We start from the raw sequence: 22,303 nt of genomic DNA, 5'->3' as shown, positions 1-22,303 counted from the left end.
GAATTGTTTAACTTTAAAATTAAATGCAGTTAAGAGAAAAAATAACATTATTAATTAATAAATTTTCTTCTGATGAAAGAAAAGTAGATTCTTATATGTCTTTTTTAAAACGAAAACATTCTGATTTTTTCCAAAAAAAAGGATTTCCTTCTTCTGTAAAGAATGAGGAATGGAAAAATACGGATATTGACTCAATTATTAACCAGGACTATAATGTTATTTTTAAACATGAAAAAATAAAAAATACAGAATATAAAAAAATAAAAGAATTAACTTTTCTTAAAAAAGAAAAATCTTTTGTTTTAATTTTTATAGATGGGAAATATGATCCTTATCTGTCTTCTGCTCAAACAGAAAATATTATGTTATCAAACATAGTATCACTTAAAGAAAATGAAATTAAAGATTTTTATGGAAGACTATCATATCAATATGATGCATTTTATACTTTAAATACAATCTTATTAAAAGATGGAGCGTGCATTTATATTCCTAATAATGTCATTTTAGAAAATCCTATTGAAATATTACATATTTCTACAGGGATAGAATCTAAAATTATGTTGAATAATAGAAACTTAATTATAGTAGGAGAACATTCCTATGTTAAAATTATAGAACATTATAAATGTTTGAGGAAACATTTAGTATTTATAAATTCTGTAAGTGAAATTTATGCTATGAATCATAGCATAATTGACTACTATAAAATACAAAATGATTTAATAGAAACTTCTACAATAGATAATACATTTTTTAAACAAAATAAGAATAGTAAATGTACCGTTTATACTTTTTCTTTTCAAGGAAATTTTATAAGAAATAACCTAAAATTTTATTCTAGCGGAGAAAAAACTTATTCTTATTTATATGGAATTTCTCTTTTATCAGGAAAACAATTTGTAGATCATCATACTTTGATGAATCATTTATGTTCAGATGCTTATAGTTTTCAATTATACAAAAATATTTTATGTGAAAAATCTAAAGGAATTTTTAATGGAAGAATAATTATAAATAAATTTATAAAAGAAATAAATGCTTTCCAAAAAAATCAGAATGTGATTCTTTCTGATGAAGCGTGTATATATGCTAAACCTCAATTAGAAATTTATTCCGAATATGTAAAATGTTCACATGGTTGTACCGTAGATAATATACAAGAATCTGAATTATTTTATCTTCAATCAAGAGGGATCCCTAAAAAAAAAGCTAAAATGTTATTGTTATTGTCTTTTTTAGAGGAAATGTTAATTTCTGTTCATATTTTTGAATTAAAAAAATTTATATACAAAAAAATGAAGGAAAAATTATATAAATATTTATAATAAAATATATGTTTTCAGAAAAAAAAATACAAGAAATTAGAAATCAATTTCCTATTTTGAAAGAAAAAATATATTCTTATCCTTTGATTTATATGGATAATGCAGCAACAACTCAAAAGCCAGTTAAGGTAATTCAAGCGTCTCAAAATTATTATTCTACTATGAATTCTAACATTCATAGAGGATTGCATTATCTTAGTCATAAAGCTACTTTATGTGTAGAAAATGTAAGAAATAAAATTAGAAAATTTATTCATGCAAGACATTCTTCGGAAATTATATTTACAAAAGGGGCTACAGAATCAATTAATTTGATAGCTTCTAGTATGGAGTCTTTTGTAAAAAAAGGAGATGAAATTATTATTTCTTGTATTGAACATCATTCAAATATTGTTCCATGGCAAATCCTTTGTAAAAAAAAAGGAGCCATATTAAAAATAATATCTATTTATGAAAATGGTTTTTTAAAATTAACAGATTTTGAATTTTTTATTTCAGAAAAAACAAAAATAGTATCTATTAGTCATATATCTAATGTTTTAGGGATTGTTAATCCTGTGAAATATATTATTGATAAGGCTCATAAATATGGTGCTTTAGTTTTAGTCGATGGAGCTCAAGTTCCATCTAATTTAGATTTAGATGTACAAGATTTAAATGTTGATTTTTATGTTTTTTCCGCCCATAAAATGTATGGGCCTACTGGAATTGGGATATTGTATGGAAAAGAGAAAATATTAGAAAAGTTAAATCCTTATCAATTTGGAGGTGAAATGATTAAAAATGTAAGTTTTGATAAAACGACTTATTCAGATCTACCGTTTAAATTTGAGGCCGGGACCCCAAATATAGAAGGGATCATCGTGTGGGGAGCAGCTATAGATTTTGTAAAAGAAATAGGGATATCAAATATTCAATATTACAAAAAAGAGCTTTTAATATATGCTGTAAAACGTTTAAGTTCAATAGATGGAATTCAATTGTATGGAAATTCTATAGATATTTCAGTAAAATCTGGTATTATTTCCTTTAATTTAGATGAATTACATTGTTTTGATGTAGGGAGTATTTTAGATCGTTTAGGAATTGCGGTTAGAACAGGGCATTTATGTGCACAACCTCTTATGAACTTTTTTAAAGTTTCAGGGATGATTCGTGTCAGTTTTTCTATATATAATACTTTTCAAGAAATAAATTATTTATTTGAAAGTCTTTTAAAAGCAAAAAAAATATTACTAAAGTAAAGTATTAAAATTATTTATGATATACGCAATTGTTAATATAAAAGATAAACAATTTAAACTTATTGAAAATAAATATATTTATGTTCCTCACATTTCTGAAAATGTAGGAAAAAAAATATTATTAAATCAAGTTTTTTTATTTTTTAAAGAAGGAGAACTTCTTTTAGGAAATCCTTTTTTAGAAAAAATAAGTGTCCAAATAGAAATTTTACAACATATAAAAGGAAAAAAAATAATTATTTTAAAAAAACGAAGAAGAAAAGGATATAAAGTAAAAAATGGATTTAGACCTTTATTTTCAAAAATAAAAATAATTTCTTTTTTAGAAAAAAAACATTAAAATAATATGGCTCATAAAAAAGGTTCTGGAAGTTCTAGAAATGGTAGAGATTCAGTAGGGAGAAGATTGGGTATTAAAATATATGGAAATCAATATGTAAATTCTGGGAATATTATAGTTCGTCAACGAGGAACGAAACATCATCCTGGAATAAATGTAGGAATGGGGAAAGATCATACTTTATACGCTACAAAAAATGGTTATGTTTCTTTTAAAAAAGGGAGAAAAAATAAATCGATTGTTTCTATTATAGATACTAAGACTGGGTAGTTCAATTAGGATAGAACAACAGTTTCCTAAACTGTAAGTTGTGGGTTCGAATCCCTCCCCGGTTACAAATATAAAAACAAATGGTCCCAGCTGGATTTGAACCAGCGACTCCCTGATTATGAGTCAGGTGCTCTAACCAACTGAGCTATGAGACCTAAAAAAGAATAGAATGAAAACTGTACAAGTTTACAACATTATTTCCCCTATTACAAATTTTTAAATAATTTTTTTATTTAATATTATTAAATAGAAAAAAAGTTTTTAATTCAATTGACGAAGTTATGAAAAAAATGAACTTGATTAAAAATGAGAAATTATCTTCAATATTTTTTATAGAAATAGCAGAAATTCTTAATAAAGAAATCTATTTTAATCAAAGTCAAAATAAATTTTTAGTCACTTTGATTAAAATATGTATTACCCATGATATGAACTTAATAAAAGTATATATTAGCATTTATCCTTTTTTGGACAAAAAAATATTGAAATATATTCGTTCTAAATCTTTTTTCTATAGAAAGTTACTTTCAATAAAATTGAGATATCGTGTAAAAAAAATTCCTAAATTGGATTTTTGTGCAGCTGTATAAAATTTTAATAGTATTTTGAATACTTCTTTTTATATATCTATACGTTATTTTTTTTCTAAAAAAAAAATTAATCTTGTTAATATTATTGTTATTCTATCAATTTTATCTATTTGTATCTCCACATTTTCTTTGTCTGCAATTTTATTTGTTTTTTCTGGATTGGAAGATTTAAATAAAAAATTTTATCAAAATCATTATCCTGATATAATTATTTCCTATTCAAATGAAAAAAATTATTTTATTGATGATTCTGTTATCAATAAAATAAAATCTATACAAGGAATTATAGCTTGTTCTAAGACAATGGAAAAAAAAATTTTCTTGTATTATAAGAATCATGAATATTTTTTTTTTTTAAAAGGAGTGGATACTGAATATAAAAAAGTTATGGATAAATTTAAAATAATTAATTTAAAAAATAATAAATTTGATTATTTAAATATATATGTAGGATGGGATTCCATACTTTCATATTTTCCAATATTATTATATCATATAATAAATATGCCTTTACAAATATTTATTTTTGATAATCCAAAAAATACTTCTGTTTCATTATTTATGAAAATAAAAATTTCTGTAAAAGGAATTTTTTATTTTAGTCATAAAATGGATAATAAATATTTATTTTGTAATTTATATGAACTTCAAAAGATAATAAAAAAAAAAGTTTTTCATGCATTAGAAATTAAGGTTCATGATAAAGTAAATCTTCATGATATGAAAAACATTTTAGTTCAAAAATTAGGATCAAAATTTGATATAATAACACGTACAGAAAGAGAGAAAATTTTATATAAAGTTATGAACACAGAAAAAATATTTGTATATTTTTTATTTGTATTAATAACACTAATTACTGGATTTAATTTGTTTAGTGCTATTTGTATTTTACAATTAGATAAAATTAAAGAACTGTTTACATTATGGAGTATGGGGTTTTCTTTGTATAGAATTAAGGTAATATTTTTTTATATGGGATTAATGATTACTATTTTTGGTTGTTTCATTGGATTATTAATATCTTATATTATTTTTTTTGTACAAGAAAAATATCAAATATTTAAAATAGAAAAAAAAATACCTTTTCCTGTTAAAGTGAAAATAGAAGATTTTTTTATTGTTATATGTATTATTTTAATAATAGGATCTATTATATCTTTTTTTTCTTTAAAAAGAATTAATAACATGATATCATATTATAAATAATATGTTTTTAGAGGTTCAGATGCTTCTACATTAAAAAAGATTTCTTTTGCTTCTTTTTCAAATTCTTTAATATTAGGAAATCGGTTTGAATAGTGCCCTAACAATAATTTTTTAACTTTAGCTCTTTTAGCTATATATGCTGCCTGATTTGCTGTAGAATGTCCTGTCTTCATAGCTCTATTTTCTTCTGTTTTTAGAAAGGTTGATTCATGATATAATAAATCTACATATTTTATGTATTCAATTATAGGTAAGTAAAAGGAGGTATCTGAACAAAAAGCGTAAGATAATATTTTTGGGGGATCAAATGTTAATTGAAAATTAGGAATCACTCTTCCATTATTTGTTTTAAAATCTTTTCCTAATTTCAAATTAGGATAATCTCCTATTTGAATATCAGGTATTTTTTTAATTTCTTTTATATTTAATTTTCTATTACTAGGTTTTTCTCTAAAAAGAAACCCATTTGCGTAAATTCTATGTTTCAATGGAATGGAAAAAATTTCTATTTTTTCATTTTCCATTATTTTTTCTAATTTTTTTGATGATAATTCTATATGATCTATACAATATTTAAGTTTAGTATAAGACCATTTAAAATGAACATCAATGATTTCTTTTAATCCTTTTGGAGCATAAATACTTACTGATTTTTCTCTTCCTAATAGATGAAAAGTAGATAATAACCCAATAAGGCCGAAAAAATGATCTCCATGTAAATGAGATATGAATATGTGTATTATTTTATTAAATTTTATTTTTGCTTTTCTTAATTGAACTTGTGTTCCCTCTCCACAATCAATAAGGAAAAAAAAACCTTTCATTTCCAATACTTGAGAAGTGGGATGAAACTTATTTGTAGGGATGGAAGAATGACATCCCAAAATAGTTAGTGAAGACTTTTTCATTATGAAAAATTTTTTAATAATTTTTCTAATTCATATATATGATCTATATTTTTTAAGAAAAAATTAAATTTTTTTATTTTTTATACTTTCCTTTCTTTTTAAAAGAAAAATACTACCACTAATTATTATAATTAAAGCAATTATTAAGATGTATCCAATATTTATATATTCTTCTTTTGAAAGAATAGTATCTTCATTTTTCATAACAAAAAACATAGTGAATATAGCGAAAGCATTATTAAATATATGTAATAATATACAGTCTATAATAGAAGAAGTTATAAAATAAATAAATCCTATAAAACTACCAATGATGATGCCTCCTACAAATTGCCATGGGTTCATATGAGTTAATCCAAATAAAAATGAAGAAAATAAAATAGCCTTAATAGGATGTATCTTATTTTTTAACATTCCATTTAAAATAATACCTCTAAAAAGAACTTCTTCACATATAGGTGCTAACAATACTGTAGTAGAAAAAAAGGGAATTGGATTTTTAACTTCTTCTTTTAGAAATTCTTCAATTTCTTTATACATATTTCCTAATATAGGCCCTTCTCTTGGAACGAGTGAAGAAATATATTCATTCATAATTATCATACAAAACATCATACAAAAAATAATAAAATAAATATACCATGGAGATAATTTCATGGATAAATCTATGAATAGATTTTTCTTTTGAGCTTGATGAGATATGAAAAAAAATAAAAAAATGAAAGGGAGAGTATATGATATTGAAAATATCATGCTTTCAGGTAAATTAATAGAAATCAATAATTTTCTGAGAATTATGTTGAAAAAATTTAAAGCAGTAAATCCTACTATTAATAAAATCGATTCGGTGTAATTTATTTTAAAATAATTCTTCATATGTTAAAAATTCGTCTTTATTTTTCTTATATGATTTTGTTGTTGTTTCCAACATGTTCTATTTCATATTTTTTTATAAAAAACTTTTAACTTAGTAAAAGTTTTTTATTTTTTTGAAAGATAATAACAATTTTGTTATTAATCATAATCATAAATAGTATAATTTTTAAAAAAAATTTAAATTTTAATGTTTTTTTTCGATATTATATCTCTCTTTCATAGTTATGAATTTTTTAAAGAAAGTAGGATAGGTAATTCAAAAATTTTCAGATATTCTGACTTATTGAAAGTTATGAATAAGTATAAAAATATATGTTCTATTGTTCCTATAGGATTATCTATAGAAAAAAGGAAAATTTTCAAAATTAAATGGGGGATAGGAAAAATAAAAATACTTATTTGGTCTCAAATGCATGGAAATGAAACTACGGGAACAAAATCTATGTTTGATATTTTTAATTTTTTTTTAAAGGAGCACAATTGTAATTTAGTTCAATTTTTAAAAAAAAGTTTAACTATTTTATTTATTCCGATGTTAAATCCTGATGGATCTGAAATCTTTAAAAGAAGAAATGCTATAAATGTAGATTTAAATAGAGATGCTATTCGTTTACAATCTCCAGAAATACAAATTCTATTTAAAGAAATAGAAAAAAACAAACCTAATATTTTATTTAATTTACATGATCAAAGAAGCATTTATAATGTTGGATATCAAAATTTTAATCCTGCTATTTTATCTTTTTTATCTCCTTCTATATCTATGAATAAAAATGTTTATTCTAAAAGCAGAAAAAAATCTATGGGAATTATAAATTTTATTACAAAAGAACTTTATAAAATTTTACCTGATATAGGATCAATAGGTCGATTTTCTGATAAATTGTATCCTACAGCAATTGGGGATCGGTTACAACAATTAGGCTATCCTTGTATTCTAATAGAATCAGGGAATTATCCCAAAGACTTTCAAAAAAAAATTATTAGAAAATATAGTACGTTATCTATTATTGCGGGAATTTATTTTATTTCTTATAATAAAGTAGAAGATCTTGAAAGAAATTATAAATCTTATTTTTCCATTCCAGAAAATAAAAATATCTTGTTAGATAAAATATATAGAAAAGTACAAATACAAAAAAATAAAAATAAATTTTTAGTCGACATAGGTTTAATGAATTTTGAAAAAATTGATTTAATGAAGAAAAATCTTACTTTTTTCACTAAAATAGTAGATATAGGAGATTTATCAAATTTTTTTTCTTATGAAGAATTTATTGTTACAGGTAAAAAATTTTATGGAGAAAAGGGGAAAAGTTTTCCTGAAATTGGGAATATAGAATATTTTAAAATTTTGTAAAAAAATTTCATTTTTTAAAATTATAGACTGCTAGTCTTTTTCTTCCTTTTTTCCTTCTTCTAGATATAATCATACGACCTGTTTTTGAATTCATTCTTTTCATGAATCCATGAACATTGACTTTTTTTCTATTCGAAGGTTGATAAGTTCTTTTCATATTGTTTTATTTATAATAAATAAATTGTTTGTTTTTTTCATATCAGAAAAATATTTTTTGTCTTGATTTTCTATTATTTTTTTCTTTTTTATATTCAATAATCTTTTTTGAAAGGAATAGAAAAAAAAAAGTAATATTAAAATACCAATAATAAAACCTGTAAAAAATAAAATCATACGTCTTGAAAAACTCATGATATAATAAAAATCACACATTTGTTAATAGAAATTACATAAAGTTTTTATTTTTCTGGTATTTTTTTGTAAAATTTATGAACAATATGGTTTTTCATTTAATTTAAAAGGAATGAAGTTTTAATATATATTATTATTATATGCTTGAAAAGCAAAAAACTATTGCAGGAAAAATTTCTTTACAAGGGGTTGGTTTATATACTGAAAAAAAAGTAACTATTACATTCAAACCAGCTCCAATTTATACAGGATTTATTTTTATTAGAACAGATATAAAAGAAAAACCTTGTATTAAAGCTCATTATTCTTTTTTTATAAAGGAAAGCATAGATAAAGGTATTATTTTAGAGAATAATGGATTCAAAATTTATACTGTTGAACATATTTTAGCGGCTTTAACAGGTATGGATTTAGATAATGTGATCATAGAATTAGATAATATTGAAATTCCCATTATGGATGGGTCTTCTAAATTTTTTGTAGAAGCAATTCAAAAAGTAGGAATTATAGAACAGAACGAAAGAAGAAAATATTTTTCAATTACGAAAATTATTTCTTATGAAAATAAAAAAACAGGAGGAGTAATTTTAGCTTTACCGTCTAAAGAATTTGAAATTATGACCGTTATAGATTTTGATTCTAAATGTTATACACAAAATGCTCTTTTAAAAGATCTATATCAATTCCATAAAATTGCAAATTCAAAAATGTTTTGTATTCTTCATGAAAAAAAAAAACAAAAAAAAATAATGAATTATTTTTTTTGTAGCACATTTTATTATAAAAATAAAGCATTGAATGAAATAGCTAAACATTTTCTTTTAGATATTATAGGACTTCTAACTTTAATGGAGACCAAATTGAAAGGTAGATTAATTTTTTATAATCCAGATAATTATATTATTATGCAATTTTTAAAGGAGTTAATGAACAAAATTCAAACATTTAAAAAAAATGATATTCCAGAATTCAATTTAAAAAAGAAACCTCTTTTGGATATAAAAAGTATTATGAAAATTCTACCTCATAAACCTCCATTTCTTTTAGTAGATAAAGTCATAGACTTAACAGAAAAAAGTATTGTAGGAGTTAAAAATGTAACAATGAATGAATCTTTTTTTATAGGACATTTTCCCAGAGAACCAATTATGCCAGGAGTATTACAAATAGAAGCCATTGCACAAGTTGGAGGGATACTTGTGTTAAATAAATTAAGTCATCCTGAATTATATTCTACTTATTTTTTAAAAATAGATAAAGTAAAATTTAAACACAAAATCGTTCCTGGAGATATAATTATTTTTCAAGTTTATTTGTTAGAATCTATGAGAAGAGGCATTGTTCACATGCAAGGAAAAGGTTATGTGAATAATAAACTTGTAGTAGAAGCAGAAGTTGTAGCAAAAATAGTTAAAAACTATGAAAATTTTTAAAATTCAATGAATTTAAAAAAAGGTTTATATATACAATGGAATAATGAAATATTCAAAATTATTGATTTTCTTCATGTGAAACCAGGAAAAGGATATGCCTTTATTAGGACTAAATTAAAAAATTTAGTAACAGGACATATTGTAGAAAATAATTTTTCAGCAAAATATAAATTAAAAAAGGTTCAAATAGAATCTTATTTATATAGGTATTTATATAAAAAAAGAAATATTTTTCATTTTATTAATGATAATAATTATGATCAAATACAGATAGAAGAAAAATTAATAAAAAACATAAATATAGGATTTTTAAAAGAAGGGATGAAAATATCCATTTTTTTTCATATAAAAAGTGAAAAAGAAAAAATTTTTTTATTTTTAAAAATACCTTCTACAGTGATTTTAAAAGTGAAAAAAACAGAATATATAAAAAAAGGAGATACTATTAATAAGACCAATAAAACTGTTATTTTAGAAACAGGTACTAAATTATTGGTCCCTTCTTTTATCTATATCGGAGATCTTATTAAGATAAATACTAAAAATAGATCTTATATAGAGAGAGTTAGAAAATAAAATAATTAATTAAGAATTATGAGTATTTTGATAGATAAAAATATTAAAGTCCTTGTACAAGGATTAACTGGGAAAGAAGGATTATTTCATACTGAACAAATGATAAATTATGGAACTATTATAGTCGGAGGAGTCACTCCAGGAAAAGGAGGTAAAACGTATTTAGGTATTCCTATTTTTAATACTATTGAAGAAGCAGTGAATCATACAGGAGGAAATGTTAGCATTATTTTTGTTCCTGCAACTTTTGCTTATGATGCTATTTTAGAATCTATTTATATGAAAATACAAGTTATTGTATGTATCACAGAAGGAATTCCAGTTTCAGATATGGTTAAAGTAAAGTATTTTTTGAAGAATAAAAAATCTCATTTAATAGGGCCAAATTGTCCTGGTATTATTTCTCCAGAAGAGTCAAAAGTAGGAATAATGCCAAATTCAGTATTTAAAAAAAAAGGAAATGTAGGGATAATTTCTAGATCAGGAACTCTAACTTATGAAGCAGCAGATCAAATTGTAAAATTTGGTTATGGAATTTCCACAGCTATTGGTATAGGAGGAGATCCTATTGTAGGAATGAGTATAAAAGAAATTATGAAATTATTTTTACATGATTCAGAAACAGAATGTATTGTTATGATCGGAGAGATAGGAGGTATATTAGAAATTGAGGCTTCTGAATGGATTACAAAAATAGATAAAAAAAAACCAGTGATAGGTTTTATAGCTGGACAAACTGCTCCAAAAGGTAGAACGATGGGGCATGCTGGAGCTATTATAGAAAAAAAAATAGAGACTGCGCAGGAAAAAATGAAAATTATGGAAAAAAGTGGTATATATATCGTTAAATCTCCGGATAATATAGGAAGTGCCGTATATGAAGTCCTTCATTAATTGGGATGAGTTCTTCACACTTATACAATTGTAAGAATATAGAAAAATTCTTGATAATTGGATTAGGAAATCCAGGATGTTTATATAAAAAAACTAGACATAATCTAGGATTTATGATTTTAGATCAAATATCGAAAAAATATTTTTTTTCTTTTTCAAAAAAGAAATTTGGTTTTATTTATAAATTCATATATAATGGAAAATTACTTTTTTTTTTAAAACCTACCACTTATATGAATAATAGCGGGATTTCTGTAAAATATTGGATGATAAAAGAAAAAATTTTATTAAAAAATATTCTTGTAATATCTGATGATATTTATTTAAATTTTGGTAGTTTTCGTTTAAGAAAAAAAGGAGGAAGTGGAGGACATAATGGGTTGAAAAATATAGAAAAAGAAATCGGAACATCTCATTATACACGTCTTCGTTTTGGTATTAAAAAAAATCATTTTTATAAAAAAGTAGATTCTTATGTATTAGGAAATTGGAAAAAGGAAGAAATGAATTATCTCTTTTCCAGATTAGATATAGGTATAGAAATAATATTTTCATTTATAATAAATGGCCTACAGAAAACGATGAACATGTTCAATCGTTATACTTAATTAGTAAGTAATGATGGCCTTGTAGTTTAATAGGATAGAATATAGGATTCCGATTCCTATGGTATGGGTTCGATTCCCTTCAAGGTTATTTATTATTTTAAAACTTAATCAATCATGATTCATTATATTCGTAATTTTTGTATTATCGCGCATATAGATCACGGAAAAAGTACATTAGCTGATCGTTTGTTGGAATTTACAAAAACAGTTTCAGAAAGAAAAGGTAATCAACTATTGGATGATATGGATTTGGAAAAAGAACGTGGAATAACTATCAAGAGTCACGCTGTTCAAATGGAATATAAATATAATAATCAAATATACATTCTTAATCTGATAGATACCCCTGGTCATGTTGATTTTTCATATGAAGTATCGCGTTCTATTGCAGCTTGTGAAGGAGCTTTACTTGTAGTTGATTGTACGAAAAGTGTACAAGCACAAACAATATCTAATCTTTCTTTAGCGTTAAAAAATCATCTGTCCATTATTCCAGTTTTAAACAAAATTGATTTATTAGAATCTATATCTGAAGACGTAATGAAAGAAATTATGGAATTGGTAGGATGTAAAATGGAAGATATTATTCCTGTTAGTGCAAAAAATGGATTAGGTATTAATAATGTTTTGAATCAAATAGTTACACGTATTCCTGCACCAAAAGGAGATCCACAAGCTCCATTACAAGCTATTATTTTTGATTCTTTATACAATCCATTTAGAGGAATTGAAGCCTTATTTAGAATAAAAAATGGTTGTATACGAAAAGGACAAAAATTACGATTTATGTCCACAGGAAAAGTTTATTCTGCTTATGAGATAGGGATTTTAAAGCTAAAACGTATTTCAAAGAATAAAATCAATACAGGAGATGTTGGATATGTTGTATCAGGTATAAAAAATACGAGTGAAGTAAAAGTAGGAGATACCATAACAGATGCTCATAAACCAGCTGAAAAAGCTATACAAAAATTCAAAGAATTTAAACCTATGGTTTTTGCTAGCATTTATCCAACTCATTCTGAAAAATATGAAGAATTACGTTCATCTATAGAAAAATTGCAATTAAATGATGCTGCACTTTCTTTTATTCCTGAGTCTTCTCCAGCATTAGGATTTGGTTTTCATTGTGGATTTTTAGGATTTCTTCATATGGAAATTGTGAAAGATCGTTTAGAGCGTGAATATGACATTTCCGTAATACTTACTATTCCTAATGTATCTTATAGGGTTTATATGAAAAATAATCAAAAGATTTTAATCAATAATCCTTCAGATTTTCCAGAAACAGAAAAATTAAAAAAAATAGAGGAACCATATGTTTCAGTTTCTATTATAACTAAAGATTTTTATATAGGAAATGTAATATCATTATGCATTGAAAAAAGAGGAATTATGATTGGTCATTATAATTATATGACTTCAAAAAGAATTAAAATTATGTTTGAAATGCCTTTATCAGAGATTGTATTTGATTTTTATGATAAATTAAAAACTATTTCTAATGGATACGCTTCTTTTGATTATAATTTTATTGGTTATAGAAATTCGGATTTAAAAAAAATTACTGTATTGATTAATCATGAAAAAATAGAACCTTTATCTCTTTTAGTTCATAAAACAAAAGCTTTTTTTTTAGCAAAACAAATATGTCAAGAATTATCTGTTTTAATTCCAAAACATCAATTTAGTATTCCTATTCAAGTTTCTATATCTGGACGAATTATAGCAAGAGAAACTATTAAAGCTTTAAGAAAAAATGTGACGGATAAATGTTATGGAGGTGATATTTCTAGAAAAAGAAAACTTTTAGAAAAACAAAAAAAAGGAAAGAAAAAAATGCGACAAATAGGAAAAGTAGAAATTCCATCATCTACTTTTATTACTTTTTTGAAGGTTAAAAATTAATTTGACAATAATAAAAATTATTAAAATATGTCTATAAAAATAGGAATTAATGGAATTGGAAGAATAGGAAAACTGGTTTTATTATCTGCTTTAAATAGGAATAATGTGAAAGTGGTATCTATAAATGATTTAGTCTCTATAGAGTATTTAGCTTATATGTTAAAATATGATTCCATTCATGGTATTTTTAAAAAAAATGTTCATATTGAAGATAAAAATTATCTAATATTGAATGGAAAGCGGGTAAAAGTTACTAATGAAAAAGACCCTGAAAAACTAAATTGGGGAAATTTAAATGTAGAATATGTTGTTGAATCTACTGGTCTTTTTTTGACAAAAAATCTGGCTAAAGCTCATTTAAAATCAGGAGCTAAAAAAGTAATTTTATCTGCTCCTCCTAAAGATGATATTCCTATGTTTGTTATGGGAGTCAATCATGAAAATATGAGACAAGATCAAAATATTGTATCTAATGCATCCTGTACTACAAATTGTCTATCTCCAATTGTTAAAGTTTTAAATGATAATTTTGGAATATATCAAGGATTGATGACAACTATACATGCCTCTACTGCAACTCAAAAAGTTGTTGATTCTATTTCTAATAAAGATTGGAGAGGAGGAAGATCTTCATTGGTTAATATTATTCCATCATCAACAGGTGCGGCTAATGCAGTAGGAAAAATTATCCCTAGTTTAAATGGAAAATTAACAGGAATGGCTTTTAGAGTTCCTGTGGCAAATGTTTCCGTTTTGGATTTTACTGTTAATCTTAAAAAAGATACCAATTTTGAGAGAATTAAATTATGCATGAAAGATGCTTCTAAAACTAAATTAAAAGGTATATTGGGATATACAGAAGACGCTGTTGTTTCATCTGATTTTATAGGAGATCAAAGAATTTCTATTTTTGATGCAAATTCTAGCATTATGTTAAATTCAAATTTTTTGAAAATAGTATCGTGGTACGATAATGAAGTTGGTTATTCTACAAAATTATTAGATCTTATTGATTATATGCATTCTTTATCATTATAATTTGTAGATATAAATTATGGAATATATTTTATAAAAAAAAATTTTTTTTTGTACTTATCAACTTTGAAAATAAAATTTTTTATTCCATTACTTACCATTAAAAATGGAGCTTTGATAGTTTGATTATATATGGATATTTGATCAAAAGTTTTTTGTGTAATAGAAATTTTAGGGGGTTTACATTCAATCAATATGTGCGGTTTTTGGTTAAACTGAACTAAAATATCTAATCGTTTATTTAATTTATTTATCCTAAAAGGATATTCCACCCATATGTTGGAATTTTTATACTTTTTTGCTTGTTTTAACAAAAAAATGATATATTGACGTATCACTTCTTCTTGAGAAAAAAGATAAAATTTTTTTCTAATAACGCAAAATATATGAATTCTATTTCTTATTTTTTTTAAATGTAAATATTTTATTATAAATAAATTTAAATTATGCATAATTTATTATTATTAAATGATAAAAATTAAAATATTATTTATTGTATAGAATTTTTTGTTAAAAAAATAAATATTCTTATGTTATTCAAAAAAAAAATACAAGATTGTATTATTATTGGATCTGGTCCTGCTGGTTATTCTTCTGCTGTGTATGCGGCAAGAGCTGATATGAATCCTATTCTTTTTACTGGATCCCAACCTGGAGGACAATTGACTACTACAACTAGTGTGGATAATTATCTTGGATTTTATGAAGGAGTTAATGGAAATGATTTAATGAATAATTGTAAAAAGCAAGCAGAACGTTTTAATACTAAAATAATAAATCAATCAGTGATCCATGTTATTTTATCCAATAAAAAAGGAGGGATACATCGTGTTTTTTTGGATAAAAAAAAATATCTAGAAAGTAGAGGATTAATTGTCGCTACAGGTTCTCGTCCAAAATTTTTAGGAATTAATAAAGAAAAAAAATTTATGGGATTAGGAATTTCTTCTTGTGCTACTTGTGATGGTTTTTTTCATAAAGAAAAAAATGTAGCAGTGATAGGAGGTGGAGATACGGCTTTAGAAGAAGCGAATTATTTAGCTAAAATTTGCCAAAAAGTATATATAATCGTAAGAAAAGGTTATTTTAAAGCATCTAAAGCTCTGCAAGAGCGTATTTTAAAAAAAAATAATATTGATATTTTATTTTATTCTAATGTTACAGAAATTATTGGATATAATTTTTTGGAAGGGATTAAAATTTTTAATCAAAAAAATAAAATGAATAGAACAATTTTAATTAGTGGTTTATTTCTTGCAATAGGTCATGTTCCTAATACAGAAATTTTTAAATCTAAATTAGATTTGGATGAAAGAGGATATATTATTGTACAAAAAGGAGAAACTAGAACTAGTAAACCTGGAGTATTTGCTGCTGGAGACGTACAAGATCCTATTTATCGTCAAGCTATTACTTCTGCTGGTACTGGATGTATGGCTGCATTAGATTTGGAAAAGTATTTATCTTTATGTGAAGAATATGAAAAAATCTAATCATTTTTTTGATTTTTTAATTTCTCACGCAAAAATTTATGGTTTTATTTTTCCTTCTAGTGAAATTTATGGAGGATTAAATGCAGTTTATGATTATGGTCCACATGGAGTGGAATTAAAAAATAATATCAAAAAATTTTGGTGGAAATCAATGACTCAACTTCATGAAAATATAGTGGGAGTTGATTCTTCTATTTTTATGCATTCTGATGTTTGGCATGCATCTGGTCATGTTGATCAATTTAACCAATTATTAATTGATAATAAAGATTCTAAAAAAAGATATCGTCCTGAAATTTTAATTCAGGAATATGTAGAAAAAAATTTTTTAAATAATCCTAAAAAAAAAGATGAAACATTATCTCGTTTATATCAATCTTTGAAAACAAAAAATTTTGTAGATATCAAAGTTTTAATGGATGAATTATCCATCTGTGATCCCGTTTTTAAAAAAAAAAATTGGACAAAAATTCGTCATTTCAATATGATGTTTAAAATTAAAAATGAAAAAGATTTATATCTTCGTCCTGAAACAGCTCAAGGAATATTTTCTAATTTTCATAATGTTATAAAATCTAATAGAATGAAGATTCCGTTTGGAATTGCTCAAATAGGAAAATCCTTTAGAAATGAAATTATTGCAAGAAAATTTATATTTAGAATGCGGGAATTTGAACAAATGGAGATGCAATTTTTTATTCTTCCCGAAGAAGAAATAAAATGGTATGAATATTGGAAAAAAAATAGATTAAAATGGCATTTAGAATTAAATTTAGAAAATAATAAAAAATCTTATAAATTGTGTGATCATGATCATTTAGCTCATTATGCGACTTATGGATCAGATATAGAATTTCATTTTCCTTTTGGATTTCAAGAAATAGAAGGAATTCATTCTCGTAGGGATTTTGATTTAAAAAACCACGAATTATGTTCAAAAAAAAAACTAAGAATTTTTGAATCAAAAAGGAATTATATTCCTTATGTTATAGAAACATCTTTAGGATTAGATCGTCTTTTTTTGGCTATATTTTCTTCTTCCTTAAAAAAGGAAAAATTAAAAAACGGAAAAATGCGTATAGTATTAAAATTACCCTATTATTTATCCCCAATTCAAGCTGCCATATTTCCATTAGTTAGAAAAGATGGATTACCAGAAATAGCAAAAAAAATATTTAATGATATAAAAATTCATTATAGATTAATTTACGATGAAAAAGAATCCATTGGAAAATTGTATCGAAGACAAGATGCTATAGGAACTCCATTTTGTTTTACTGTAGATTACGATACTATAAAAACAAATACAGTGACCATGAGAGAGAGAGATAGTATGAAACAAAAAAGAATTTACATAAAAGAAATATCAAAAATTATAGAACAAGAAACTGGATTAAAAAAAATTTTAAAAAAATTATCTTATTTGATATAATTTTATTTTTCTCTAATTTCAGCTTTTAATTGTTTTTTTAAAAATAATTCAATCTCTTTCATTGAATTATTAATAATTTTATCAGTCAATGTTTCCTTTTGGCTTTCAAAAAGGAAACTTACAGTGTAGGATTTTTTTGAATTTGGAAAATTTATCCCTTCATATAAATCATATATTTTAATTTTTTTAATTATATGATTTTCTTTTTTTTTAATTAATTGATTTATTTTTTCAAATGAAATACTTTTGTCCACTAATATAGATAAATCTCTTTTTGAAGTAGGATATTTTGAAAATGGAATGTAAATCATTTTTTGTTTTTGAATAAGAGATACTAAATATTTCCAATCAATTTCTGCATAAAATATTTCATTTTTTTTTAAAATATTTTTTTTAAATTTTCCTAATTCGACTAAATTTTTCTGATTGTATAGTATAGTAACGCCATTTTCCAACAATGGATGTTTAGAAAGTGTTTGAACATAATTAAATATTCCACTTTTTTGAAAAATTTGTTCAATAATTCCTTTTAAATACAAAAAATAATAATTTTTAGATTTAGTTTTTTCTTTTTTCGATATAGCTATTCCAAGGTAGGTTTTTTCTAAAAATTTATTATTTTGTTGAAAATATATTTTTCCTAATTCAAAAAATTTAATATTGGAGTCGATTCGATTATTTTTATAATTATATTCTATACAATTTATCATACTGAATAATAAACTGGAGCGCATAAATTTATAACTTTGGTTCACGGGATTAATCACTTTAATTTTTTTTCTATAAAAAAAAGAATTGAGTAAAGAAGAATATTCCTCTTCATTAATCATAGTGGAAGAAATAATCTCTTGAAATCCATAAGAAACTAATTGTTCAAAAAGTATTTTTTGTATTTCATATTCTGTTTTATAAAAAACTTTAGGAAGTGTATAAATTTTTGTTTTATTGTATATTGGAATTTTATGAATTCCATAAATGCGTAATATTTCTTCAATTACGTCTATTTCTCTTTGAACATCTGTTCTATAAGAAGGAATACTAATCAATAAATGTTTATCATTTTCAAAATGAATCAAAATTTCTAATAATGATAAAATTTTTTTAATTTTTTTTATCGATATTTTTCTTCCTATAACATTTAGTATTTTACTATAACGAAGTTTTATTTTGTAAAAAGATATAGGATTAGGATAAAAATCGATTATATCTGAGCATATTATTTTATTTTTTATTATTTCTTTTATAAGAAAAGCTACTCTTTGTAAAGTATACACAGTTTGATTAGGATCAATATCTTTTTCAAAAAAATGGGACATTTCTGTTTTTATACAATGCTTTTTTCTAATATTCCGGATAATAATGGGATCAAAACAAGCACTTCCAATAAAAATATTTTTGCTTTTAATATGTATATTTGATTTTACATTATTGATTATTCCGGCTATAGATAATGGTTTTACAGTATCATAAATTACTAAATCTTCTTCATCAAGTTTTATTATTTTTTTATCTGAAGATTGGAAATATGTATTTTTTTCCGCATTTTTTATTATAATTTTTCCATCTTCTATTTGATCCATATCAAAAATATGTATGGGTTGTCCTAATTCATACATAACAAAATGTATTGTATCTATTATATTATTGACAGATTTAATTCCTATAGATTCTAATATAGAAATCAACCAATATGGAGACGGTTCTATTTTAATTTTAGAAATTAATATACCGGAATATCTTATACATTTTTTATGTATTTTTATACAAATTTGAATATGGGATTTATTACCAAAATTAATAATTTGTTTATTTATTTCTGGTTTTAACAAATTGACTTTATATCCACGAAATTTCAAAACCGCGTATAAATCACGTGCAATTCCGTAATGACTCATCGCATCTGTCCGATTAGGTGTAATTTCCAGGTCTAAAACAAAATCATTATCCATATTATGAATTCCTTTTACTGTTAATCCAATATCAGATAATATCTTGGATATCTCATTTTCATCTATATTAAGAGGAAATACATATTTTTTAATCCAATTCAATGATATTTTCATATTTTTATTGTAGACATAATCAATATAAAAATAGATTCTTCTTTTTTTTTATTATATAAAGGTTTTATAATTCCCATTTTCTGATATAATTCAAAATAAACAAAATCTTCATTTAAAGAAGACAAAGTTTCAATCAAAAATTTAGAATTAAAACCTATTTTCATATTTTTCAAATAGTTAAAAATTACTTTACATTCTATTTCATAAATAGAATTATTAAGATCAATCGTATTTTGATCACAAACTTTTAATTTTTTATGATTAAAATGAAAATCAATAAAAAAATTTTTTTTAGAAAAAATAGAAATTCTTTTAATAGTATTTAATAATAAAAATTTATTAATAATAAGAGAGATATGACATTTTTGATGAGGAATAAAAGAATGATAATTTGGATATTTTTCATTTATTAGTTGACATGAAAAAATATGATTTTTAAAATGAAAAATAATATTAGTATTGAATATTATAAGAAAAATTATCTTATTTTTTTTCTCATATGTTAGAATATCCTTAACTATATTAAGATATTTTCGAGAAACAATAAATTGTATATTTTTATCTGTTTTAAAATTTTTTATAGTATATTTTACTAATTTATAAGTATCTGTTGCCACAAAATTCGCTTCATTGGTAAAAAATTGAAAAAAAACTCCATTGAATATAGGTTTTAAATCTTCGTCTCCAGTAGCAAATAAAGTTTTTTTTAATATTTTTAAAAGAATATTTGAAAATAAAGAAATTCTTAAAAAATAAGATTTAAATATAAGGATGTTACTATGATTTGAATCATAATAAATAGGGATTTCATAAATTCCTTGTTTGGAATAGATATTCAGTGTATTTTTTTTCTTTTTTATAAGAAGTTTTTCATTATAAAATGTAGTCAAAATATCTATCATAAATTTAATAGATACAGTCACTTTTTCATTTGTATATTTTTTAATATATATTTTAATATATGTATATATTAGGTTTTTTGAATCTAATCCCCATATAATTTTTAATTTATTTTTTTTCGAAACTACAAAAGTAATTGAATTCGATAAATTATTAATATTTATAATTTTATATAAAGTATGCAATTTTCTTAATAGAGAGGAACTAAAAACAGAAAAATACATATTTTTATAATGTTATTTTATATTATTGAGAAAACAATGAAAATACATTTTTAGTAGCGTGAGGGGGATTTGAACCCCCGACCTCTGGGTTATGAATCCAACGCTCTAACCAACTGAGCTATCACGCCAATATTAGTATTTAATATAATAAGATTATCTATATCACAATAGATAAAGTTAATATATTTTTATTTTATATTAATTATATTCATATTATAAGATTATGACTATTGATTTGAGTAATTTTAGAAAAAATTATGCAAAAGATTCTTTATTGGAATCTGAAGTCCCAAGAGATCCTTTTCAGTTATTTGATGATTGGTTTCAAGAGGAAAAATCCTATTATAAAGAAAAAGATAATGAAGAAATCAACGCAATGTTTATTTCTACTATAGGAGAGGATGGAGGCCCAGAAACAAGAGTAGTTTTACTAAAAGAATATTCAGAAAACGGATTTATTTTTTATACAAATTATTATAGTATTAAAGGAAGAGCAATTCAAAATATACCAAAAGTATGTATTTCTTTTTATTGGAAAAATATGGAAAGACAAATCATTATTAAAGGAATAACATCAAAAATTCAAAGAAAAAAATCAGATGAATATTTTCATAATAGACCTAGAGGAAATCAAATTGGAAGTTGGGTTTCTAGACAAAGCATGATAATTTCATCTAAAGAATATTTATTAAAACAATATAAAAAATGGAAAAATTTTTTTCATAGAAAAATTATAAAACGTCCTTTTTATTGGGGAGGATATGTCGTAAAACCTTACAAAATGGAATTTTGGCAGGGGCAACCTAACAGACTTCATGATAGACTTGTTTATCTTTTAGGGAAAGAAAAAAAATGGATCTTATATAGATTATCTCCATAATATAAAATAAAGAGATAAAGTTTTTAAACTTTATCTCTTTAAAGTCAGAATTTTGTCAATTCTGCTCCTATTTTAAATTTAGCTACTTTTTTTCCTGGAATATGTATTTTTTTTCCTGTTCTAGGGTTAACTCCATTTCTGGGATGTCTTTCTACCACAGAAAAGGTCCCAAATCCGACTAAAGTAACCTTCTCTCCTTTTTTTAGAGATTCGATTACTGTTTCTATAAATGCATCTGTCACGTTTTTAGCTTTTATTTTTGTTATTCCAGTTTTTTCAGCTATTGAATTAACCAATTCTGTTTTATTCATGAATAATTAATTTAATTTTAGTTAACTATAAAAATAATCTTATAATTAAAGCAACAGCAAATATATATTA

24 protein-coding genes and 4 tRNA genes are annotated in these 22,303 nt (G+C 23.5%); 18 read left to right on the top strand and 10 right to left on the bottom strand.

From position 1 onward, the window contains the following. The first annotated feature begins 23 nt into the window (after window positions 1-23). The 5 genes from H0H62_RS03015 (at window position 24) to H0H62_RS02995 (ending at window position 3,247) form a co-directional block, all read left to right on the top strand. Window positions 24-1,328, top strand: coding sequence for a SufB/SufD family protein (locus tag H0H62_RS03015; protein ID WP_185860711.1), 1,305 nt, complete (start codon window positions 24-26; stop codon window positions 1,326-1,328). Window positions 1,329-1,336: 8 nt separating this feature from the next. Beyond that, the gene (locus tag H0H62_RS03010) at window positions 1,337-2,572 is read left to right on the top strand and encodes an aminotransferase class V-fold PLP-dependent enzyme (RefSeq protein WP_185860710.1); all 1,236 of its coding nucleotides are present in this window, start codon (window positions 1,337-1,339) and stop codon (window positions 2,570-2,572) included. 16 nt (window positions 2,573-2,588) lie between these two features. After that, a complete protein-coding gene (rplU, locus tag H0H62_RS03005) occupies window positions 2,589-2,912 on the top strand; it encodes a 50S ribosomal protein L21 (protein WP_185860709.1) in 324 nt (107 codons plus the stop codon). Window positions 2,913-2,918: 6 nt separating this feature from the next. Further along, on the top strand, window positions 2,919-3,182 hold the full coding sequence (rpmA, locus tag H0H62_RS03000; RefSeq protein ID WP_185860708.1) for a 50S ribosomal protein L27: 264 nt from the start codon (window positions 2,919-2,921) through the stop codon (window positions 3,180-3,182). After that, a tRNA-Arg gene (locus H0H62_RS02995) sits at window positions 3,173-3,247 on the top strand. Before rpmA ends, H0H62_RS02995 begins: the two co-directional genes overlap by 10 nt. Before the next feature lie 16 nt (window positions 3,248-3,263). Here the strand turns inward: H0H62_RS02995 and H0H62_RS02990 are convergent. Then, window positions 3,264-3,337 (bottom strand) — tRNA-Ile (locus tag H0H62_RS02990). Window positions 3,338-3,463: 126 nt separating this feature from the next. Between H0H62_RS02990 and H0H62_RS02985 the strand changes: the two genes are divergently transcribed. After that, complete coding sequence (locus H0H62_RS02985) at window positions 3,464-3,772, top strand: ribosome-binding factor A (protein WP_185860707.1); 309 nt, start codon at window positions 3,464-3,466, stop codon at window positions 3,770-3,772. 15 nt (window positions 3,773-3,787) lie between these two features. Beyond that, window positions 3,788-4,981 (top strand): ABC transporter permease, encoded by a 1,194-nt coding sequence (locus H0H62_RS02980; protein WP_185860706.1) that lies wholly within the window; start codon window positions 3,788-3,790, stop codon window positions 4,979-4,981. Here H0H62_RS02980 and H0H62_RS02975 read toward each other — a convergent pair. Both H0H62_RS02975 and H0H62_RS02970 read right to left on the bottom strand, forming a co-directional pair. Continuing rightward, window positions 4,972-5,889, bottom strand: a complete 918-nt coding sequence (locus H0H62_RS02975) for a ribonuclease Z (protein WP_185860705.1) — start codon at window positions 5,887-5,889, stop codon at window positions 4,972-4,974. The two genes, H0H62_RS02980 and H0H62_RS02975, sit on opposite strands and share 10 nt — an antisense overlap. Before the next feature lie 63 nt (window positions 5,890-5,952). Then, a complete protein-coding gene (locus H0H62_RS02970; protein WP_185860704.1) occupies window positions 5,953-6,765 on the bottom strand; it encodes a CPBP family intramembrane glutamic endopeptidase in 813 nt (270 codons plus the stop codon). 292 nt (window positions 6,766-7,057) lie between these two features. Here H0H62_RS02970 and H0H62_RS02965 point away from each other — a divergent pair, with 292 nt between their 5' ends. Next, on the top strand, window positions 7,058-8,125 hold the full coding sequence (locus tag H0H62_RS02965; RefSeq protein ID WP_317168394.1) for a M14 family zinc carboxypeptidase: 1,068 nt from the start codon (window positions 7,058-7,060) through the stop codon (window positions 8,123-8,125). 7 nt (window positions 8,126-8,132) lie between these two features. Here the strand turns inward: H0H62_RS02965 and rpmH are convergent, their stop codons facing one another. Together rpmH and H0H62_RS02955 are read right to left on the bottom strand one after the other, a co-directional pair. Next, window positions 8,133-8,282: a 50S ribosomal protein L34 gene (gene rpmH / locus H0H62_RS02960; protein WP_185860702.1), complete on the bottom strand. Its 150-nt coding sequence runs from the start codon at window positions 8,280-8,282 to the stop codon at window positions 8,133-8,135. Beyond that, entirely contained in the window at window positions 8,279-8,476 is a 198-nt protein-coding gene (locus H0H62_RS02955) for a hypothetical protein (RefSeq protein ID WP_185860701.1), read from the bottom strand. Before H0H62_RS02955 ends, rpmH begins: the two co-directional genes overlap by 4 nt. Before the next feature lie 140 nt (window positions 8,477-8,616). Between H0H62_RS02955 and fabZ the strand changes: the two genes are divergently transcribed. From fabZ to gap, 7 genes are all read left to right on the top strand, one after another. Continuing rightward, window positions 8,617-9,909, top strand: coding sequence for a 3-hydroxyacyl-ACP dehydratase FabZ (gene fabZ, locus H0H62_RS02950; protein ID WP_185860700.1), 1,293 nt, complete (start codon window positions 8,617-8,619; stop codon window positions 9,907-9,909). 6 nt (window positions 9,910-9,915) lie between these two features. Next, window positions 9,916-10,485, top strand: a complete 570-nt coding sequence (locus tag H0H62_RS02945) for an elongation factor P (RefSeq protein WP_185860699.1) — start codon at window positions 9,916-9,918, stop codon at window positions 10,483-10,485. Between the two features lie 18 nt (window positions 10,486-10,503). Then, window positions 10,504-11,379: a succinate--CoA ligase subunit alpha gene (gene sucD / locus H0H62_RS02940; RefSeq protein ID WP_185860698.1), complete on the top strand. Its 876-nt coding sequence runs from the start codon at window positions 10,504-10,506 to the stop codon at window positions 11,377-11,379. A gap of 5 nt (window positions 11,380-11,384) precedes the next feature. Further along, complete coding sequence (gene pth, locus H0H62_RS02935; protein WP_185860697.1) at window positions 11,385-11,987, top strand: aminoacyl-tRNA hydrolase; 603 nt, start codon at window positions 11,385-11,387, stop codon at window positions 11,985-11,987. A 15-nt stretch (window positions 11,988-12,002) separates the two neighbouring features. After that, a tRNA-Arg gene (locus H0H62_RS02930) sits at window positions 12,003-12,075 on the top strand. A gap of 29 nt (window positions 12,076-12,104) precedes the next feature. Beyond that, window positions 12,105-13,895 carry a translation elongation factor 4 gene (gene lepA / locus H0H62_RS02925; protein ID WP_185861017.1) on the top strand — a complete coding sequence of 597 codons (1,791 nt, stop codon included), beginning with the start codon at window positions 12,105-12,107 and terminating at the stop codon, window positions 13,893-13,895. 27 nt (window positions 13,896-13,922) lie between these two features. Continuing rightward, complete coding sequence (gene gap / locus H0H62_RS02920; protein ID WP_185860696.1) at window positions 13,923-14,933, top strand: type I glyceraldehyde-3-phosphate dehydrogenase; 1,011 nt, start codon at window positions 13,923-13,925, stop codon at window positions 14,931-14,933. 14 nt (window positions 14,934-14,947) lie between these two features. On the opposite strand, the gene H0H62_RS02915 is transcribed toward gap, so the two are convergent. Next, window positions 14,948-15,382, bottom strand: coding sequence for a type I restriction enzyme HsdR N-terminal domain-containing protein (locus H0H62_RS02915; protein ID WP_185860695.1), 435 nt, complete (start codon window positions 15,380-15,382; stop codon window positions 14,948-14,950). Window positions 15,383-15,460: 78 nt separating this feature from the next. Here H0H62_RS02915 and trxB point away from each other — a divergent pair, with 78 nt between their 5' ends. Both trxB and H0H62_RS02905 read left to right on the top strand, forming a co-directional pair. Then, window positions 15,461-16,423, top strand: a complete 963-nt coding sequence (gene trxB, locus H0H62_RS02910) for a thioredoxin-disulfide reductase (RefSeq protein WP_185860694.1) — start codon at window positions 15,461-15,463, stop codon at window positions 16,421-16,423. Beyond that, entirely contained in the window at window positions 16,410-17,855 is a 1,446-nt protein-coding gene (locus tag H0H62_RS02905; RefSeq protein ID WP_185860693.1) for a glycine--tRNA ligase, read from the top strand. The genes trxB and H0H62_RS02905 overlap by 14 nt, the downstream gene beginning before the upstream one ends. 2 nt (window positions 17,856-17,857) lie before the next feature. Here H0H62_RS02905 and pheT read toward each other — a convergent pair whose 3' ends face one another. From pheT to H0H62_RS02890, 3 genes are all read right to left on the bottom strand, one after another. After that, window positions 17,858-19,918: a phenylalanine--tRNA ligase subunit beta gene (gene pheT / locus H0H62_RS02900; RefSeq protein WP_185860692.1), complete on the bottom strand. Its 2,061-nt coding sequence runs from the start codon at window positions 19,916-19,918 to the stop codon at window positions 17,858-17,860. After that, on the bottom strand, window positions 19,915-21,042 hold the full coding sequence (locus H0H62_RS02895; RefSeq protein ID WP_185860691.1) for a DNA polymerase III subunit beta: 1,128 nt from the start codon (window positions 21,040-21,042) through the stop codon (window positions 19,915-19,917). The genes pheT and H0H62_RS02895 overlap by 4 nt, the downstream gene beginning before the upstream one ends. 54 nt (window positions 21,043-21,096) lie before the next feature. Next, a tRNA-Met gene (locus H0H62_RS02890) sits at window positions 21,097-21,170 on the bottom strand. A gap of 95 nt (window positions 21,171-21,265) precedes the next feature. Between H0H62_RS02890 and pdxH the strand changes: the two genes are divergently transcribed. Further along, window positions 21,266-21,922 carry a pyridoxamine 5'-phosphate oxidase gene (gene pdxH / locus H0H62_RS02885; RefSeq protein WP_185860690.1) on the top strand — a complete coding sequence of 219 codons (657 nt, stop codon included), beginning with the start codon at window positions 21,266-21,268 and terminating at the stop codon, window positions 21,920-21,922. Between the two features lie 44 nt (window positions 21,923-21,966). On the opposite strand, the gene H0H62_RS02880 is transcribed toward pdxH, so the two are convergent. Then, window positions 21,967-22,233, bottom strand: a complete 267-nt coding sequence (locus H0H62_RS02880) for an HU family DNA-binding protein (RefSeq protein ID WP_185860689.1) — start codon at window positions 22,231-22,233, stop codon at window positions 21,967-21,969. Window positions 22,234-22,303 lie beyond the last annotated feature (70 nt).

Source organism: Blattabacterium cuenoti (assembly GCF_014251695.1).
Classification (GTDB): Bacteria; Bacteroidota; Bacteroidia; order Flavobacteriales; family Blattabacteriaceae; genus Blattabacterium; species Blattabacterium cuenoti_T.
The sequence above is the reverse complement of the archived record's forward strand: the minus strand, read 5'-3'. Positions and strand labels throughout refer to the sequence as shown.

Coding starts and splice junctions, on each gene's coding strand:
- H0H62_RS03015 (WP_185860711.1), top strand. CDS start 24: ATGCAGTTAAGAGAAAAAATAACATTATTAATTAATAAATTTTCTTCT.
- H0H62_RS03010 (WP_185860710.1), top strand. CDS start 1,337: ATGTTTTCAGAAAAAAAAATACAAGAAATTAGAAATCAATTTCCTATT.
- rplU (WP_185860709.1), top strand. CDS start 2,589: ATGATATACGCAATTGTTAATATAAAAGATAAACAATTTAAACTTATT.
- rpmA (WP_185860708.1), top strand. CDS start 2,919: ATGGCTCATAAAAAAGGTTCTGGAAGTTCTAGAAATGGTAGAGATTCA.
- H0H62_RS02985 (WP_185860707.1), top strand. CDS start 3,464: ATGAAAAAAATGAACTTGATTAAAAATGAGAAATTATCTTCAATATTT.
- H0H62_RS02975 (WP_185860705.1), bottom strand. CDS start 5,889: ATGAAAAAGTCTTCACTAACTATTTTGGGATGTCATTCTTCCATCCCT.
- H0H62_RS02970 (WP_185860704.1), bottom strand. CDS start 6,765: ATGAAGAATTATTTTAAAATAAATTACACCGAATCGATTTTATTAATA.
- H0H62_RS02965 (WP_317168394.1), top strand. CDS start 7,058: ATGAATAAGTATAAAAATATATGTTCTATTGTTCCTATAGGATTATCT.
- rpmH (WP_185860702.1), bottom strand. CDS start 8,282: ATGAAAAGAACTTATCAACCTTCGAATAGAAAAAAAGTCAATGTTCAT.
- H0H62_RS02955 (WP_185860701.1), bottom strand. CDS start 8,476: ATGAGTTTTTCAAGACGTATGATTTTATTTTTTACAGGTTTTATTATT.
- fabZ (WP_185860700.1), top strand. CDS start 8,617: ATGCTTGAAAAGCAAAAAACTATTGCAGGAAAAATTTCTTTACAAGGG.
- H0H62_RS02945 (WP_185860699.1), top strand. CDS start 9,916: ATGAATTTAAAAAAAGGTTTATATATACAATGGAATAATGAAATATTC.
- sucD (WP_185860698.1), top strand. CDS start 10,504: ATGAGTATTTTGATAGATAAAAATATTAAAGTCCTTGTACAAGGATTA.
- pth (WP_185860697.1), top strand. CDS start 11,385: ATGAGTTCTTCACACTTATACAATTGTAAGAATATAGAAAAATTCTTG.
- gap (WP_185860696.1), top strand. CDS start 13,923: ATGTCTATAAAAATAGGAATTAATGGAATTGGAAGAATAGGAAAACTG.
- H0H62_RS02915 (WP_185860695.1), bottom strand. CDS start 15,382: ATGCATAATTTAAATTTATTTATAATAAAATATTTACATTTAAAAAAA.
- trxB (WP_185860694.1), top strand. CDS start 15,461: ATGTTATTCAAAAAAAAAATACAAGATTGTATTATTATTGGATCTGGT.
- H0H62_RS02905 (WP_185860693.1), top strand. CDS start 16,410: ATGAAAAAATCTAATCATTTTTTTGATTTTTTAATTTCTCACGCAAAA.
- pheT (WP_185860692.1), bottom strand. CDS start 19,918: ATGAAAATATCATTGAATTGGATTAAAAAATATGTATTTCCTCTTAAT.
- H0H62_RS02895 (WP_185860691.1), bottom strand. CDS start 21,042: ATGTATTTTTCTGTTTTTAGTTCCTCTCTATTAAGAAAATTGCATACT.
- pdxH (WP_185860690.1), top strand. CDS start 21,266: ATGACTATTGATTTGAGTAATTTTAGAAAAAATTATGCAAAAGATTCT.
- H0H62_RS02880 (WP_185860689.1), bottom strand. CDS start 22,233: ATGAATAAAACAGAATTGGTTAATTCAATAGCTGAAAAAACTGGAATA.